A 17,252-nucleotide genomic window follows, 5' to 3' on the forward strand; every position below is an offset into this window, starting at 1 on the left:
CGTCTGCGGCAGGGCAAGCTCAGATCAGGAATTGCAGTTTTTCCGCTTCCCTAAATCGACCAAGACTTGATTCCTCGCCTGAAGCGCCTGAATTTCCTGCCCTTCCGTATCGTTCAGGTTAATAAACAGCGGCGCGACGAGGATTAACCCTGCGTTGTTTCCGGCCTGCATTCCCTTCTCCGCCGACAAATCCATTGTCCGCGAGTTGTTCACTTTTATTTCGGCCGATATGTGGGCGCAGGTCAGCTTCTCATCCAATGACGTATGCGCTTCGACCGGTCGCGCGACGCGACCGCCACACCCTGCCAGCAACGACGCGGCCATAACCACGGCAAGCGCGCCGGCAAGACCTTCCGTGAGGCATGAGATTTTCATCGTGCGAACTGCCCGCCAATCGCGGCCAGATATATCCCGTTGTTCAGCACCGCCTTGGTAAGTGATTTGGAGTGGCTGACCAACGCCTTAAGAAATGTGCCGATGTTCACGCGCATCGCACCCTCGTTCGCCAATCTAAGGCGTTCGACGGCCAAGAAAGCGTCGCTGAAATTTGCCGTGTATGGCTCGGTAATCGTCTGATCGAACACGGTCGCTCCCGAGCTCACCTCAATCAAATGATAGCGAACCGACGCAGTCACCGTGAAACTGGCCCCGAAGATCGGTTGATCGACGCTCGTCATGGTCGCCGTCAGTTTGTAGCGGCCGGCGCCTTCGGAAAGCATTGCATGATTGGCCAGGGCGTTCTTGAGGGCTTCCTTGAACTCCGGATTGCCGACCTCCGATGTCCACATCGGATTGGTTTCCTCGCCACCGGAGACGGCGCCGATTTCCAACGCTTTAGCCAATGGGGAACTTTCGGAAATCAGTGTCGCTTCCGTACGTTCCGGAATCATTGCGTTCATGCGCGCAGGCGATGCGCAAGCGGCGAGCAGGCCAATCAGCGCCGCGCAGACGGCGACCTTTTTAATATACGTCACGGATTTTCCTCCCCTTTAACACCCCTGATTATCGGTCGATCTTATCGATAATATTTCTATCAGATAGTGTAAAAAATTCGCCGGTACACACAAGCAAGAAAATCCCTGCATGCGCTGGCGAATTCAGGGCGGGCGACACCTAATCCTGCCGGGCCGATTAGAACTGCTTCTGCATCTCCCGCACGTGTTCCATGCGGATCGAAGCGTCGACCGCCTGACGCAGGGTGGTGATGCCGCGGGCTTCCAGCATGTCCAACATTCTTAGGAACACCTTGGCGGTGACGATGCTGTCGCCCAATGCGGTGTGGCGCCCCTCGACCGCGACGCCCAGGCGTTCGGCGATGGCGTCCAGCGAATGGTTGCGGCTTTCCGCGTCGAGGAACACGGAGAGCAGCAGGGAATCCAGCACCATGTTGTCGAAGATCACGCCCGTGGCCGCTTCCTTCAGCTTGAGAAAGCGGACGTCGAAGGCGGCGTTATGGGCGACCAGCACCGCCTCGCCGACGAAGGCCTTGAAGGCGGGCAGCACGTCGCCGATCGGCGGCTCGCCCTTGACCATGTCGTCGGTGATGCCGTGAAAGCGGATGGACGCCTTGGGGATGTTCTTCCCCGGATGGACCAGGCGGGAAAAGGGCGTATCCTCGTCGATGCGCCCGCCCGTCACGCGCACGCCCGCGATGGAGATGATCTCGTCCCCTTCGGACGGCTTGAGGCCCGTGGTCTCCGTGTCGAACACCACGAAGGTCAGGTCCTTCAGCTTCTTGCCGCCCAGTTCCTCAAGATGCATGGGCGGGTTGAGCTGGTCGAAGTCGTAGAGTTCCGGCCGCGCGGGCAGGGCGCTCTTGTCGAATTCGCGGACGTGCAGCAGGTGATCCAGCTGTGCCCAGATGGCGGCGAACACCAGGGCAAGGACCGCCGCGCCCGACCCCCAGGTCCACAGGAAATCGGCGGTTCCGCCGCCGTCCCTGAGCCGCCAGGCAACGGCCGCCAGAACCGCCAGGGCGGCGACGGTCAACAGGCCCAGGGCCCAGCCCGCCAACCGCCGCATGCTCATGGCGCGGATGATCTCGAAACGGTCCACGGAACGAGGCCTCCCAACCTTGTTGCGGGAAAACTTTACCACGCCGGGGCCGGATAGGGATTGCGTTACGTCAAGCCGCCCCCCAAGTCTTGTTGTCAGGTCCCGCGCGATCCGCTAAACAGCGCGCCGGAACCATCCCCCTCGTTTCGTTGAAAGCCCCCGAAAATGGCCAGCTATCAGTATTCCTATGTCATGAAAGACGTCCGTAAGGTCTATCCCGGCGGGCGCGAGATTCTCAAGGGCCTGACCCTGTCGTTCCTCCCGACCGCCAAGATCGGCGTGCTCGGCGCCAACGGCGCCGGGAAATCGACCCTGCTGAAGATCATGGCCGGCAAGGACAAGGATTATTCGGGCGAGGCCTGGGCCGCCGAGGGGGCGCGCGTGGGCTATCTGGAGCAGGAACCGGAACTCGACCCCAAGCTGACGGTCGAGGAGAACGTCACCGCCGGCCTGGGCGAGGTCAAGGATCTGGTCGACCGCTTCAACGAACTGTCCGCCAAGTTCGCCGAGCCCATGGACGACGACGAGATGAACGCCCTGCTCGCCGAACAGGGCGAATTGCAGGAAAAGATCGACGCCGTGAACGGCTGGGAGCTTGACCGCACCATCGAGATCGCCATGGACGCGCTGCGCTGCCCGCCGGGTGACGCCGACGTGACCAAGCTGTCGGGCGGCGAGCGGCGCCGCGTGGCGCTGTGCCGTCTGCTGTTGCAGAAGCCGGAAATCCTGCTGCTGGATGAGCCCACCAACCACCTGGACGCCGAAAGCGTGGCCTGGCTGGAACGCTTCCTTGCCGATTACGACGGCACGGTGATGATCGTCACCCACGACCGCTACTTCCTCGACAACGTGACAGGCTGGATTCTCGAGATCGACCGCGGCCAGGGCATTCCCTACGAAGGCAACTATTCCAGCTGGCTGGAACAGAAGCAGAAGCGCCTGGCCCAGGAAGAGCGCGAGGAATCGGCCCGCCAGCGCACGCTCAAGCAGGAACTGGAGTGGATCCGCCAGTCGCCGCGCGCCCGCCAGGACAAGTCCAAGGCGCGTATCGCGCGCTATGACGACCTGGTCGCCAAGTCCGAGGAAAAGGTCATGGGCACGGCGTCGATCATCATTCCGCCGGCCCCGCGCCTGGGCGACCTGGTGATCCAGGCCGAACACCTGCGCAAGGGCTACGGCAACCGGCTGTTGATCGAGGACCTGACGTTCAAGATTCCGCCGGGCGCCATCGTCGGCATCATCGGCCCCAACGGGGCGGGCAAGACCACCCTGTTCCGCATGATCACCGATCAGGAAAAGCCCGACGGCGGCGACCTTCGCGTCGGCGACACGGTGATCCTCGGCTACGTCGACCAAAGCCGCGACGCGCTCGCCGCCGACAAGACCGTGTGGCAGGAAATTTCCGGCGGCAACGACGAAATCGTGCTCGGCAAGCGGGCCATGCAGTCCCGCGCCTATGTCGCGCAGTTCAACTTCAAGGGCGGCGACCAACAGAAGAAGGTCGGCCAGCTGTCGGGCGGGGAACGCAACCGCGTGCACCTGGCCAAGATGCTGCTGTCCGGGGCCAACGTGCTGCTGCTCGATGAGCCGACCAACGATCTGGACGTCGACACCCTGATGGCGCTCGAAGAAAGCCTCGGCGATTTCGCCGGCTGCGTGCTCATCACCTCGCACGACCGCTGGTTCCTCGACCGCCTGGCGACCCACATCATCGCCTTCGAAGGCAACAGCCAGGTGGTGTGGTTCGAAGGCAACTATCAGTCTTACGAGGACGACAAGAAACGCCGCCTCGGCGACGCCGCCCTGGAGCCCCACCGCATCAAGTACAAGCCGTTGACGCGCTGACCCAAGGTCACTCCGCCGGCGGGGCTGCCCGCGCCTTCTGCATGAGCACGACGGCCACGCCGCCCAGCATGGCGGCCGAGGCGACGATCAGGCGCAGCGTCAGGTCCTCGCCCAGCAGCACCACGCCGCCGAGGGCCGCGATGGCCGGCGCCGAAAGCTGCGTCGCCGAGGCCCGGGCCGCCGGTACATGGCGCAGCACCCAGTACCAGATGACGTAGCCGCAGCCCGACGCCAGCCCGCCGGACAACACGGCGAGGGCCAGGCCCGGGGCACCGGCGTCCAGGTCGGCCCAGAACAGGGCGCTGACGAGAAGCGTCAGCGGCACGCAGATGAGGAAATTGGCGGCGTTGGATTCCACGGGATGCCTGGCCCCCCGGATCAGCAGCGAGAACACGCCCCAGGCCGCCCCCGACAGGGTGTGGAACAGGGCGCCCAGGGGATCGGGCGCCTCCAGCCCCGGCAGCACCAGCCACACCAGCCCGCCCGCGGCCAGCGCCAGTCCGGCCCAGGCGAACGCGGTGAACCGTTCGCCTTCGTAGAACGCCCAGGCGAACATGGTGAGCTGAACCGAGCCGAACAGGATCAGTGCGCCCGTGCCCGTGGTCAGCAGCACATAGCCGAAGGAAAAGAACACGGCGTAGGCGAACAGCGCCCCCGCCGCGCGCCAGTCACCGAAGGCCAGTTGCGGCAGGCGGCCGCGCCGGACGAACACGATCGCGGCCAGGACCGCCGCCGCCGAGACCAGACGCACGGTGGTGAAGGTCGCCGGGTCGATCAGCCCCGGGCCCAGGGCGGCGCGGCAGATCAGCGAGTTCGACGCGAAGGCGGTGATCGCCAGCGCGGTCATCAACACGACACGGACCGGCGACGGCGAGGTTTCTAACTCAGGAATGGCGCACCCCCGGGGCATGGCCGCGGCAGGGATGCGCCGCGGCCTCCCGGGTATCAATCGCGCCAAACCGCGCCCGGCACAAGAGCGAAACCGATCAGGCCAGGCCGTCGACGTACATGCGGAACGCGTCCGTCTGGTCCTCGTCCAGCTCAAGACGCGCATGGGTTCGGTCGTCGGTCTTGGCGACGATCGCCGCCTTGACCGCCCCCACGCCCGGAAGCTCGATGGTGAACATCTCGCCCTCGGCGACCTGGAGCCCGCGGTCGATCACGATTCCACCGCCCTTCGACAGGCTGTGCAGCGTCGTTTCCCGGTCCACGCCGCCGGCGGTCGCCTTGACCTTGGTGCCCACCGAATGACGGCCCGCCCATTCCGGGTCCTGGCTGTCGCGGATGATCTCGAGCAGGCGGCCATTCATGTGGTCGATGCCCGACTTGACCTGGGCCGCCGCCTCCAGCTGCTGCGACGCCGCGTCGCCGGACTGGCCCGCGACCTCCGTCACCTGGATGATGTTGGACGACACCTCCTGGGTGCCGGCCGCGGCCTGTTCCACGTTGCGCGCGATCTCCTGCGTCGCCACGCCCTGCTGTTCGACCGCCGCCGCCACCGACGACGAAATCTCGTTGATGTCCGAGATCGTCTTGGTGATGCCGGCGATGGCGTCGACGCTGCTTTGCGTCGCCGACTGGATGTCGCCGATCTGCTTGCCGATTTCCTCGGTCGCCTTGGCGGTCTGGTTGGCCAGGTTCTTGACCTCGGACGCCACCACGGCGAAGCCCTTGCCGGCGTCGCCGGCGCGGGCCGCCTCGATGGTCGCGTTGAGCGCCAGCAGGTTGGTCTGCTCGGCGATGTCGGTGATCAGCGAGACGACCTCGCCGATCTTTTCCGCCGCCTGGGCCAGGCCCTGGATCTGGGTGTTGGTGCGGTCGGCTTCCTCGGTCGCCTGCCGCGCGATCTGCGACGACTGGCCGACCTGCGAGGAAATCTCGTTGATCGAGGCCGAGAGCTGCTCCGCCGCGCTGGCGACGGTCTGCACGTTGATCGTCGCCTCCTCGGCGGCACTGGCCACGGTCGAGGCCTGGGTATGGGCCGCCTGCGACAGGTCCGCCGCCGCCCGGGCCGAATTCTCGACCGTGCTGACCCGGTCCTTGACCAGTTCGACGGCCTTGGCGACCTCTTCCTCCAACGCCGAGTTGAGCGCCAGAACCTCGCCCCGCAGCCGCCGCCGGTTGCGCCGGTCCTCGGTCTCGCGTTCCGCCGTCATCCGCTTCACTTCCTGGGCGTTCTCCTTGAACACCTGGACGGCATCGGCCATTTCCCCGACCTCGGTCTTTTCGCCGAGGCCGGGAATTTCGGCGTCCAGGTTGCCGCCGGCCAGATCGTTCATGGCGCCGGTGATCGCCATGATGGGTGCGCGCACGCGGAAGTTCAGAAGCCAATAACTGCCGACGACCAGCAGGGTCAGCATCACCACCGTGATCCACACGCTGATCTGAACCAGACTGCGCACCGCCTCCAGGGTGTCCTCGACCGCCTGCGACTTGGCGTCGAGTTGATCCTTGATCTCGGCCTTCAGGCCTTCGAGGGCGCCGGTCAGGGCGCTGTCGTCGATGCTCAGATCCTGATCGATGTCTTTCGCCGAGGCTCCCTGTCCGGCCTGGGCCAACACCGCCTCGGCCGCCTTGCCGTAGCCGGCGATGACGCCGAGCAGGTCGTCCAACAGCTTGCCTTCGTTTTCCGACACGCCGAGAGCCTTGTAAGCCCCGGCATCGGCGGTGATCGCGGCGACGTCGGCCTTGACCTTGTCGGCGATGGCCGCATCGCGGCGGATCACCAGATTCTTGAAATTATGAATCAGGCCGCCGAACCCCAGATGGGCGCGGATAGAATTCAGAAGCTGCGACTTGGTCTTCTTCGCGCTCTTCTTCTTTTTGCCCTCGGCCGCCTGGACGAGAACCCTCAACGCCTCCAGCGCCGGGGCCGGGTCGATCTGAATCTTGGCGTCGATCTCCTCGGGTGCGACGGCGTCGAAGGTCAAGGTCTCGATCTCGCCCGCCTGGGCGCCGTAGACCGTGACGGTTTCCTCGAGCGTGCCGAGCGCCGCCGTCTCCGTGTCGTTCAGTCCCAGACCTTCGTAGGTCTTGATGATGCTCATCGACTTGTCGGAGAACTTCTTGATGTTCTCCAGGTACTCGTCGGTCTGGCGCAGCATGTAGTCCTTGAAGTTCTCGATCAGGCCGCCATATCCCATGGCCGCGCGGAGATCGCCGAGAAGGCGGACTTTTTCGTTTTGCGCTTCCTGGAATTCGCCCCAGGCATCGTCGATGGTTTCGACGTTATTGGTGATTCGGAGCACGTTGACGACCTGGATGATGCCCGTCACCACGATGGCGATGAGCAGCAGCCGGCTCGCCGTGCTGATCCGCAGATTGTTCATGTTTCCCCCTGTGCTGGGTATTCGACACGTTTGTTTTTGTTCGGTGATTTATGGTTGTTGGCCGGCCTGGCGTGGGTGGGATGCCCCATGAACCGACACCCGCGCGCCCCGTCCCTTGGGCCGCGCACGCATGCAACGGACCGCCGTCAGCAGGCGTCTGTCGATCGTCTGATGGTGATGGCTGTCCTCCCAGAACAGAACCCTCCCAAGACCGGATCGCGGCTTCGTTAGGCGATGCCCAAGGTTTGTCCCCCAGATCATCAACCGCGTCGAAACTATACCAAACTAAAGAGTCCGCCGCCTACCATGGAGTGTTCCGCAACGTGGAATCGGCATACTCAGGCACGCAGGCGCCATCTCTCCGATTCCGGCCGGTCAAAAAAGTGGTTCGGAGCTTATGTTTTTCAGTAGACATAAAGATATGTTTATATGTATATGGATGCCTATGAGAACGCTCGACGACACCATGGCCGGCATGCGCGCGGCGGCGGAGCCGACCCGCCTTCGCATCCTTGCGCTCTGCGCCGACGGCGACCTGACGGTTTCCGAGCTGGTCCGCATCCTGGGCCAGAGCCAGCCGCGCATCTCGCGCCACCTGAAGGTGCTGACCGCCGCCGGGCTGCTGGCCCGCGTGCCGGAAGGCAGTTGGGTGTTCCACCGCCTCGCCCAGGACGGTCCGCAAACGGACCTGGCCGCGCGCCTGGTCGATCTGGCGCCGCTCGACGACGAGGTGTTGGCCCGCGACCGCCAGCGCCTGGTGCAGATCAAGCGCGAGCGGGCCGAAGACGCCGCCCGCTACTTCCGCGAAAATGCCGGGCAATGGGACCGGCTGCGTTCGCTCCACGTCGACGACGCCGTGGTCGAAAAGGCGATCCTCGACCTTGCCCCCGAGACCATCGAACGTCACCTGGACCTGGGCACCGGCACCGGCCGCATTCTCGAACTTCTGGCCGGGCGCACGGAACATGCCCAAGGCGTGGACCTGTCGCGCGAAATGTTGGCCGTGGCCCGCGCCAATCTGGACAGTGCCGGACTGAGCCATTGTCAGGTCCGCCAGGCCGACATCACCCAACTGCCGTTCCCGGCCGAAACCTTCGATCTGGTGACCCTGCATCAGGTGCTGCACTATCTGGACGACCCTGTGCGCGCCATCGAAGCGGCAACCGCCATGCTGCGCCCCGGCGGGATGCTGTTGATCGTCGATTTCGCCCCCCACGACGAGGAAACCCTGCGCCGCGACCACCAGCACCGGCGCCTGGGCTTTTCCGACACCCAGACCGAATCCTGGCTGAAAAGCGCCGGCCTGACGCCGCGCGCCATCCGCCATCTTTCCGGCGATCCCCTGACCGTGACCCTGTGGTCCGCGGTCAAGGGCCCCGCCGCCGCCAACACCGATACCGCGCCGGTTCTGACAAAACCCGCCGTCGGCCACACCCTGGAGAATACCGTCTGATGCCCAAACCGCCCACCGATACCCTGCGCCAGGTCGCCGCCTTCGGCCGCGCCGCCGTCGCCGGCGGCTCCGTCGCGGCACCCCTGCCCGATGACGTCGAGGTGTCGTTCGAATTCTTTCCGCCGTCCAGCGAAGGCGCCGAGGCCAATCTGTGGAACAGCATCCAGCGACTGGCGCCGCTGAACCCCAAGTACGTTTCGGTGACCTACGGCGCCGGCGGGTCGACCCGCGAGCGCACCCACGCCACGGTCAAGCGCCTGCTCGGCGAAACCAACCTTCTGCCGGCAGCGCATCTGACCTGCGTCGACGCCACGACCCAGGAAATCGACACCGTCGCCCAGGACTACTGGGACATGGGCGTGCGCCATATCGTGGCGCTCCGCGGCGACCCGCAGGATTCATCCGGCCATTACACGCCCCACGCCGGCGGCTATTCCTTCGCCTGCGACCTGGTCGCGGGACTGCGCCAGATCGGCGATTTCAACATTTCCGTCGGCGCCTATCCGGAAGTCCACCCCGAGGCGCGCAGCGCCAAGGCCGACATGGACAACCTGAAGCGCAAGATCGACGCCGGCGCCGACCAGGCGATCACCCAGTATTTCTTCGACACCGACGTCTACCTGCGCTTCGTCGATCAGGCGCGGGCCGCCGGCATCTGGGTGCCGATCATCCCCGGCATCATGCCGATCCACAATTTCACCAAGGTCGCGAACTTCTCCAAGCGCTGCGGGGCGACCATCCCGCGCTGGCTGGGCGACCTGTTCGACGGGCTGGAGAACGACCCCGACACCCACAAGCTGGTCGCCGCCTCCCTGGTCGCCGAGCAGTGCCGCACCCTGCATGCCTTCGGCGACAAGCAGTTTCATTTCTACACCCTGAACCAGGCGGATCTGACCTACGCCATCTGCCACATGCTGGGCGTGCGCCCCAAGCATCCGGTGGGGAGCGACGCCGGTGACCGAACGAACAAGAAACAAGCAGGCTGATTCCATGAACGACATGTCCGACCGCTTCCCCAGGCATCTGGCCGGGGACCGCAGCGACGAGCTGCGCGATATCCTGAACGAACGCATCCTGGTGCTGGACGGCGCCTGGGGCACCATGATCCAGCGCCACAAGCTGGAGGAAGAAGACTTCCGCGGCGACCGCTTCAAGGACCACGGCCATGATCTGAAGGGCAACAACGACCTGCTGATCCTGTCGCGCCCCGACGTGGTGACGGAGATCCACGACCAGTTCCTCGCCGCCGGCGCCGACGTGACGGAAACCAACACCTTCAACGCGACCCGCATCGCCCAGGCCGATTACGGCACCGAGGCCCTGGTGTATGAGCTGAATTACGAAGGGGCGCGCCTGGCCCGCGCCGCCGCCGACGCCTGGACCGCCAAGACACCGTCGAAGCCCCGCTTCGTCGCCGGCGCGCTCGGGCCGACCAACCGCACGGCCTCGATCTCGCCCGACGTCAACGACCCGGGTTACCGCAACGTGACCTTCGACGCCCTGGTCGACACCTATACGGAGGCCGTGCGCGGCCTGACCGACGGCGGCGCCGACATCCTGCTGCTGGAAACCATTTTCGACACCCTGAACGCCAAGGCCGCGATCTACGCCATCCTGAAATTCTTCGACGACGCCGGGCGGCGCTGGCCGCTGATGATCTCGGGCACCATCACCGATGCCTCCGGCCGCACCCTGTCGGGCCAGACGGCCGAGGCGTTCTATACCTCCATCGCCCACGCCGACCCCATTTCCATCGGCTTCAACTGCGCGCTGGGCGTCGAGGAACTGCGCCCCCATGTGCAGGCCGTCGCGACCGCCGCCTCGACCTACGTCAGCGTCTATCCCAATGCGGGCCTGCCCAACGAATTCGGCGAATACGACGACACGCCCGAACACATGGCAGAACACCTGGCCGACTTCGCGCGCTCCGGCCTGATCAACGTGGTCGGCGGCTGCTGCGGCACCACGCCGGACCATATCGCTGCCATCGCCGAGGCCGTCCAGGGCATCACGCCCCGCAAGCCGCAGGCGCCCGACAACCAGCTGCGCCTGTCGGGCCTGGAACCCTTGGTGTTCGACAAGGTCACCGGCTTCGTCAACGTGGGCGAGCGCACCAACGTCGCCGGCTCGCCCAAGTTCGCCGGCCTGATCCGCGACGGCAACTATGCCGACGCGCTCGAGGTCGCCCGCCAGCAGGTCCTGAACGGGGCCCAAATCATCGACGTCAACATGGACGACGCCATGCTGGAAGGTGAGCAGGCGATGACCAAGTACCTCAACCTGATCGCGGCCGAGCCGGACATCGCGCGCGTGCCGATCATGGTCGATTCCTCCAAGTGGACGATTTTGCAGGCGGGTCTGCGCTGCATGCAGGGCAAGGGGGTGGTGAACTCCATCAGCCTGAAGGAAGGGCCCGAGCCGTTCATCGAACAGGCCAGGGAAATCATGCGCTTCGGCGCCGCCGTGGTGGTCATGGCCTTCGACGAGACGGGCCAGGCCGAGAATTACGACCGCATGGTCGAGATCTGCACCCGCAGCTACAAGATCCTCACGGAAGAGGTCGGCTTCCCGGCGTCGGACATCATCTTCGACGCCAATATCTTCCCCATCGCCACGGGGATCGAGGCCCACGACAACTTCTCCAAGGACTACATCGCCGCGGTGAAGACCATCAAGGAAACCCTGCCCTACGCGCATACGTCCGGCGGGCTGTCCAACATGTCGTTCTCGTTCCGCGGCAACAACGCCGTGCGCGAGGCCATGCATTCCGTGTTCCTGTATCACGCGATCAAGGCCGGCCTGGACATGGCCATCGTCAACGCGGGCCAGCTGACGGTCTATGCGGACATCCCCAAGGACCTGCGCGACCTGGTCGAGGACGTGGTGCTGAACCGGCGCAAGGAAGCGCAGGACGAGCTGGTCGAGATCGCCGATCAGGTGAAGGGCCAGGCCAAGACCAAGAAGGAAGACCTGTCGTGGCGCGAGAAGCCGGTGGCCGAGCGCATGACCCATGCGCTGGTCAACGGCATCGCCGACTATATCGACGAGGACACCGAGGAAGCCCGCCAGCTGTTCGACAAGCCGCTCGAGGTCATCGAGGGTCCCCTGATGGACGGCATGAACGTGGTCGGCGACCTGTTCGGATCGGGCCAGATGTTCCTGCCCCAGGTGGTGAAGTCGGCGCGCGTCATGAAAAAGGCCGTGGCCTATCTGACGCCCTATCTTGAAAAGGAAAAGGCCGCCGCCGGCGACACCCGGGCCAAGGGCAAGATCGTCATGGCCACGGTCAAGGGCGACGTCCACGACATCGGCAAGAACATCGTCGGCGTGGTGCTTCAGTGCAACAGCTACGACGTCGTCGATCTGGGCGTCATGGTGCCCTACCAGAAGATTCTGGACACGGCCAAGGAAGAGAACGCGGACATCATCGGCCTTTCCGGCCTGATCACGCCGTCGCTTGAGGAAATGACCACCGTCGCCCGCGAGATGAAGCGCCAGGGGCTGACCCTGCCGCTGCTGATCGGCGGCGCCACGACGTCCAAGGTCCATACCGCCGTGAAGGTCGCGCCCAACTACGACGGGCCGGTCATTCATGTGCTGGACGCGTCGCGCGCCGTGGGCGTTGCCTCGAACCTGCTGTCGGACAGCCTGAAGGACGGCTACGTCACCAAGATATCGGATGAATACGAGGTTCTGCGCGACAAGCACGCCAACCGCAAGAAGGCCGACAATCAGGCCGCGATCAAGGACGCCCGCGCCAACGGCTTCAAGGCCGATTGGGCGGCCCATGACCCGGCGAAACCGACCTTCACCGGCCTCAAGGTGTTCGAGGACTACGACCTCGCCGAACTGGTCACGCGCATCGACTGGACGCCGTTCTTCCGCACCTGGGAGCTGGTCGGAACCTATCCGTCGATCCTGGAAGACGACAAGGTCGGCGAGGCGGCGCGCAACCTGAAGAAGGACGCCGACGCCATGTTGCAGCAGATCGTCGGCGAAAAATGGCTGTCCGCCCGCGCGGTGATCGGCTTCTTCCCGGCGAATTCCGTCGGCGACGATGTGGAGGTCTATGACGACGGCGGAAAGACCGTGACGACCCTCAACTTCCTGCGCCAGCAGATGAAGAAGGACGCCAAGCGGCCGAATTTCTGCCTCGCCGATTTCGTGGCGCCCAAGGACAGCGGCAAGGCCGACTACGTGGGCGGCTTCGCCGTCACCGCCGGCATCGGCATCGAAAAGAAACTGGCCGAATTCAAGGCCAACCACGACGACTATTCAGACATCCTGCTGAAGGCCCTTGCCGACCGCCTGGCCGAAGCCTTTGCCGAGCGCATGCACGAGCGCGTGCGCAAGGAATTCTGGGCCTATGCGCCGGGCGAGGATTTGTCCAACGACGACCTGATCCATGAGAAATACCAGGGCATCCGCCCGGCCCCGGGCTATCCCGCCTGCCCCGACCATACGGAAAAGCGCAAGCTGTTCGACCTGTTGCAGGCGGAAAAGAACACCGGGATCGAGCTGACGGAAAGTTTCGCCATGACGCCGACGGCCGCCGTCTCGGGCTTCTACTTCGCCCATCCGGACAGCCAGTATTTCGGCATCGGGCGGATTTCCAAGGACCAGGTCGAGGACTACGCCAAGCGCAAGGGCATGGACCTGGAAACCATGGAACGCTGGCTGGCGCCGAACCTGGTCTACGACCGCTAATTCGGCGTCGCCGCCGCTTGGATTTCCGCTGCCCCTGGCGCATCATGGCGCCATGATTCGCATCTCCGTGAGCCCCCCGCCCCGCCCCCAAGGCGCGCCCCGGCCGTGACCGCGTCCGGCGGTCCCTTTCCGCAGCTTCGCGACGTGCCCGCCCTGGTGGTGGGCGTGCGCCATGCGGCCTGGCTGACGCCCGAGGGCGAGATCGAGACCCTGACACCGGCCGAGGCCGCGCGCCGGGTGCGCAAGGCGGGCCGCGTCATGGTCTGCCACGCCAAGACCACGGCGCGGCGGCTCAACCTTCAAGGCATTCCCGCCCTCGACCTGCTGGAACTATTCGCCTTCTGCCGCCCGGCCAGGTTCTGCCTGCCGACGCCGCGCGGCCTGGCCGAGGCCCTGAACCTGGCGCTTCCCGCCAGCCACGAGGCGGAGGCCGAAATTCTGGCCCTGGCCGCCCACCGCCTGCTGACCGAGCTTGGCCAGGAAGGGCGCGGCGACACCGCCGCCATCGCCTGGTCCATGGGCCGGGGCGGCTGGCCCTGGGCCGGGGCTGTGCTGGCGGCGCTCGGCGCCGGGGAAGAACCCCATTCGGCGTCGTCCCGCCGGGGACTGATGATCTGGCAGCGCCTGCCCGAATGGGAGGACGAGGCCCCGCCGCCGCCGCCCGGCAACCAGCCCGTGGCGGCGGCCGAAGCCCGCGCGCAACTGGCGCTTCTGCTGGGTCGGGGATCGGAGCAGCGCCCGCAGCAGGCCGATTACGCCGCCGGCGCCGTCGCCGCCTTCCTGCCCCGCGACCGCGCCGGAGAGCCGCGCTTCGTCCTCGCCGAGGCGGGCACGGGCGTGGGCAAGACACTCGGCTATATCGCGCCGGCCAGCGTGTGGGCGCGGAAGAACCAGGGCACGGTGTGGATATCGACCTTCACCCGCAACCTGCAACGCCAGCTCGACGCCGAACTGGACCGGCTCTACCCCGACGCGGTGGAAAAGGAACAGAAGGTCGTCGTGCGCAAGGGGCGGGAGAACTATTTCTGCATCCTGAATTACGAAGAGGCGCTGGGCCGATCCCTGCAAACGCCGGGCCCGGCCTCGGTCGCCCTTGGCCTGCTGGCGCGCTGGGCCCTCGCGACCCGCGACGGTGACATGGTGGGCGGCGATTTCCCGGCCTGGCTGGCCGATCTCATGGGTACCGGCCTGACCACGGATTTGACGGACACCCGGGGCGAATGCGTCTACGCCGCCTGCGCCCATTACGGCAAATGCTTCATCGAACGATCGCAGCGCCGGGCCAAGCACGCGGAAATCGTGGTCGCCAACCACGCGCTGGTGATGATTCAGGCGGCACTCGGCGGCATCGGGTCCGACGATGGCGGCGGCCTGCCGCTGCGCTATGTGTTCGACGAGGGCCATCACCTGTTCAACGCCGCCGACGGGGCTTTTTCGGCCCATCTGTCGGGCTTCGAGACGGCGGACCTGCGGCGCTGGCTGGTCGGCGCCGAGGAAGGCCAGCGGTCGCGGTCGCGCGGCCTCAAGGCCCGCATCGAGGACCTGATCTCCGACGACGACAAGGCCCAGGACGCGCTGGAGGCCCTGTTGGCCGCCGCCCGCTGCCTGCCCGGCCCCGGCTGGCGGCAGCGCATCGAGGCCGGGCCGCGCGGCCCGTCGGAGGATTTCCTGGCCCGTCTGCGCGCCCAGGTCCTGGCCCGGGCGGAGGACGCCGACGCCGGCTATTCCCTGGAGTGCGAGCCGCATCCGGCGGCCGACGGCCTGCTGGCCGCCGCCGGCGAACTGGAAGGGGCGCTGGCCAAGATGGGCAAGCCCATGGGCGAGCTGATCGAGCGCCTGGCCGGCAAGCTCGACGACGAGGCCGACAACCTGGACACTCAGACCCGTAACCGCGTCGAGGCCGTCGCCCGCTCGCTGGAGCGCCGGGGCCTGGCCCAGATCGCCGCCTGGCGCGACATGCTGAAGGCCCTGAAAAGCGAGACGCCGGAAACCTTCGTCGACTGGTTCGCGGTCGAACGCCAGTTCGGGCGTGAGGTCGACGTCGCCTTCCACCGCCATTACGTGGACCCGACCCTGCCGTTCGCCCGCGACGTGGCGTCGGAAGCCCACGGCGTGCTGGTGACCTCGGCCACCTTGCGCGACATCACCAACGACGACCGCGACCCGGACGGCGACGGCTGGCCCCAGGCATCGGCCCGCACGGGCGCCGTGCACATGACACGCCCGGCCCAGCATGTTTCCGTGCCCTCGCCCTTCGATTACGGCAAACAGACCCGCGTGCTGGTGGTCGGCGACGTGAACCGCAATTCGGCTGACCAGGTGTCGGCGGCGTATCGGGAGCTGTTCATCGCGTCGGGCGGCGGCGCGCTCGGCCTGTTCACGGCGATCAACCGGCTCAAGGCCGTGCACCAGCGCATCGCCGGGCCGCTCGAGGATCTGGACATCCCGCTCTACGCCCAGCATGTGGAGCCGCTGGATACCGGCACGCTGATCGACATCTTCCGCGCCGAACAGGACGCCTGCCTGCTGGGCACCGATGCGGTCAGGGATGGGGTCGACGTGCCGGGGCGGTCGCTGCGCCTGATCGTGTTCGACCGCGTGCCCTGGCCGCGCCCGGACATCCTGCACAAGGCCCGGCGCAACGCCTTCGGCGGGCGCGATTTCGACGAGGCCCTGACGCGGCTCAAGCTGAAGCAGGCGTTCGGGCGTCTGATCCGCCGGGCCGGCGACCGGGGCGTGTTCGTGATGCTGGACCGTGCCCTGCCGACACGCCTGGCCGCCGCCTTCCCTGCCGACGTGGAAATCCAACGGATCGGCCTGAGCGAGGCCGTGCAGCAGGTTAAGGCCTTCCTGTCGGAAGAACCGGCGCAGGATTAGGGCAGCAGTGCGTCCGCGACCTGCGGCAGGGCGAAGAACCCGCCGATGGTGATGACCGCGATGAGGGTCGAGAACAGGGTCGCCGTCGAGGTGCGGCGGATGTATATGTCCTGCTGCTGGGCCAGGACGAAGCAACTGGCCCCCGTCGGCAGGGCCGCCAGCATGACCAGCACGACCAGCCAGTCGGCGCGCACGTCGAGCACATAGGCGCCGAGCACCCAGACCGCCACCGGGTGAACCAGCAGCTTGATCACGACCATGGCCGAAACCTCGCCGATCCCTTCGGAAATGGGCTTGCCGACCAGAAACAGGCCGAGCGCGAACAGCGCCCCCGGCCCGGCCGCCGCCCCCAGCACCGTGGCGTAGGTATCGACCGGCACCGGCAGCTTGAGCCCGCCCAAGGACCAGGCCATGCCGACGGCGCAGCCGATGAACAGCGGGCTTTTGATCAGACCCCAAATGGAATCGACAAACACTTTCGCAAGGGCCTGGCCCGTGCCCTTGCTTTTGCCGGCGACGATCAGAACCTCGGTCACGGCGATGAACACCAGGGTCTGGAACACGGTGGCGATGGCCGCCGGCAGGGCCGCGTCGGGCCCGAAGGCGACGATGGCCAGCGGAATGCCCATGTAGCCCGTGTTGGCGAACACGGAGACCATGGCGAACAGGGAGGACTGCGACATGTCGTTCTTGAAGGCATGCCGCGACAGGAAATAGGCCCCCGCGAAGGTCACGCCGTTGCCGCCCAGATAAGCCAGGATGAAGGGCCAATCAAAAATGGTCGCGGCATCGACCCGGGCCATGGAATGGCCGAGCAGCACCGGCAGCGCCACGTAATAGACGAAACGGTTGAGCGCATCGGTCGAGGACGGCCCCATGACGCCCGCGCGGCCGGCCAGGTATCCCGACAGGATGATGGCGAACACGGGCAGGACGACGTTGAGGACAGGTTCCATGAAGGCTCCGAAAAGGATGCGGGGGCTTGA

Annotated in this window: 11 protein-coding genes; 5 read left to right on the forward strand and 6 right to left on the reverse strand. The window is 65.9% G+C overall.

The window, feature by feature from the left end; genetic code table 11:
- Nucleotides 1-24 precede the first annotated feature (24 nt).
- From RJ527_05455 to RJ527_05465, 3 genes are all read right to left on the reverse strand, one after another.
- Nucleotides 25-375, reverse strand: coding sequence for a hypothetical protein (locus tag RJ527_05455; protein ID WND77191.1), 351 nt, complete (start codon nt 373-375; stop codon nt 25-27).
- Nucleotides 372-974 (reverse strand): hypothetical protein, encoded by a 603-nt coding sequence (locus tag RJ527_05460; protein ID WND77192.1) that lies wholly within the window; start codon nt 972-974, stop codon nt 372-374. Before RJ527_05460 ends, RJ527_05455 begins: the two co-directional genes overlap by 4 nt.
- A gap of 157 nt (nt 975-1,131) precedes the next feature.
- On the reverse strand, nt 1,132-2,055 hold the full coding sequence (locus RJ527_05465) for an exonuclease domain-containing protein (protein ID WND77193.1): 924 nt from the start codon (nt 2,053-2,055) through the stop codon (nt 1,132-1,134).
- Between the two features lie 165 nt (nt 2,056-2,220).
- Between RJ527_05465 and ettA the strand changes: the two genes are divergently transcribed.
- Nucleotides 2,221-3,900 (forward strand): energy-dependent translational throttle protein EttA, encoded by a 1,680-nt coding sequence (gene ettA, locus RJ527_05470; protein WND77194.1) that lies wholly within the window; start codon nt 2,221-2,223, stop codon nt 3,898-3,900.
- A gap of 7 nt (nt 3,901-3,907) precedes the next feature.
- Here ettA and RJ527_05475 read toward each other — a convergent pair whose 3' ends face one another.
- Entirely contained in the window at nt 3,908-4,747 is an 840-nt protein-coding gene (locus tag RJ527_05475; protein WND78021.1) for a DMT family transporter, read from the reverse strand.
- Nucleotides 4,748-4,886: 139 nt separating this feature from the next.
- Nucleotides 4,887-7,229, reverse strand: a complete 2,343-nt coding sequence (locus RJ527_05480; GenBank protein WND77195.1) for a methyl-accepting chemotaxis protein — start codon at nt 7,227-7,229, stop codon at nt 4,887-4,889.
- Nucleotides 7,230-7,668: 439 nt separating this feature from the next.
- Here RJ527_05480 and RJ527_05485 point away from each other — a divergent pair, with 439 nt between their 5' ends.
- From RJ527_05485 to RJ527_05500, 4 genes are all read left to right on the forward strand, one after another.
- Nucleotides 7,669-8,682 (forward strand): metalloregulator ArsR/SmtB family transcription factor, encoded by a 1,014-nt coding sequence (locus RJ527_05485; protein ID WND77196.1) that lies wholly within the window; start codon nt 7,669-7,671, stop codon nt 8,680-8,682.
- Nucleotides 8,682-9,668 (forward strand): methylenetetrahydrofolate reductase [NAD(P)H], encoded by a 987-nt coding sequence (gene metF, locus RJ527_05490; protein ID WND77197.1) that lies wholly within the window; start codon nt 8,682-8,684, stop codon nt 9,666-9,668. Before RJ527_05485 ends, metF begins: the two co-directional genes overlap by 1 nt.
- Complete coding sequence (gene metH / locus RJ527_05495; protein WND77198.1) at nt 9,637-13,389, forward strand: methionine synthase; 3,753 nt, start codon at nt 9,637-9,639, stop codon at nt 13,387-13,389. Before metF ends, metH begins: the two co-directional genes overlap by 32 nt.
- Before the next feature lie 105 nt (nt 13,390-13,494).
- Nucleotides 13,495-16,266, forward strand: a complete 2,772-nt coding sequence (locus RJ527_05500; GenBank protein ID WND77199.1) for an ATP-dependent DNA helicase — start codon at nt 13,495-13,497, stop codon at nt 16,264-16,266.
- Here RJ527_05500 and RJ527_05505 read toward each other — a convergent pair.
- Nucleotides 16,263-17,222, reverse strand: coding sequence for an AEC family transporter (locus tag RJ527_05505; protein ID WND77200.1), 960 nt, complete (start codon nt 17,220-17,222; stop codon nt 16,263-16,265). The genes RJ527_05500 and RJ527_05505 overlap by 4 nt on opposite strands.
- Nucleotides 17,223-17,252: the final 30 nt, after the last annotated feature.

This window comes from Thalassospiraceae bacterium LMO-SO8 (assembly GCA_031655335.1).
GTDB lineage: Bacteria > Pseudomonadota > Alphaproteobacteria > Rhodospirillales > Casp-alpha2 > UBA1479.

Excerpts from the sequence above, each read along its gene's own strand:
- metF (WND77197.1), top strand. The coding sequence starts at position 8,682 with ATGCCCAAACCGCCCACCGATACCCTGCGCCAGGTCGCCGCCTTCGGC.
- RJ527_05485 (WND77196.1), top strand. The coding sequence starts at position 7,669 with ATGCCTATGAGAACGCTCGACGACACCATGGCCGGCATGCGCGCGGCG.
- RJ527_05505 (WND77200.1), bottom strand. The coding sequence starts at position 17,222 with ATGGAACCTGTCCTCAACGTCGTCCTGCCCGTGTTCGCCATCATCCTG.
- RJ527_05480 (WND77195.1), bottom strand. The coding sequence starts at position 7,229 with ATGAACAATCTGCGGATCAGCACGGCGAGCCGGCTGCTGCTCATCGCC.
- RJ527_05475 (WND78021.1), bottom strand. The coding sequence starts at position 4,747 with ATGACCGCGCTGGCGATCACCGCCTTCGCGTCGAACTCGCTGATCTGC.
- RJ527_05455 (WND77191.1), bottom strand. The coding sequence starts at position 375 with ATGAAAATCTCATGCCTCACGGAAGGTCTTGCCGGCGCGCTTGCCGTG.
- ettA (WND77194.1), top strand. The coding sequence starts at position 2,221 with ATGGCCAGCTATCAGTATTCCTATGTCATGAAAGACGTCCGTAAGGTC.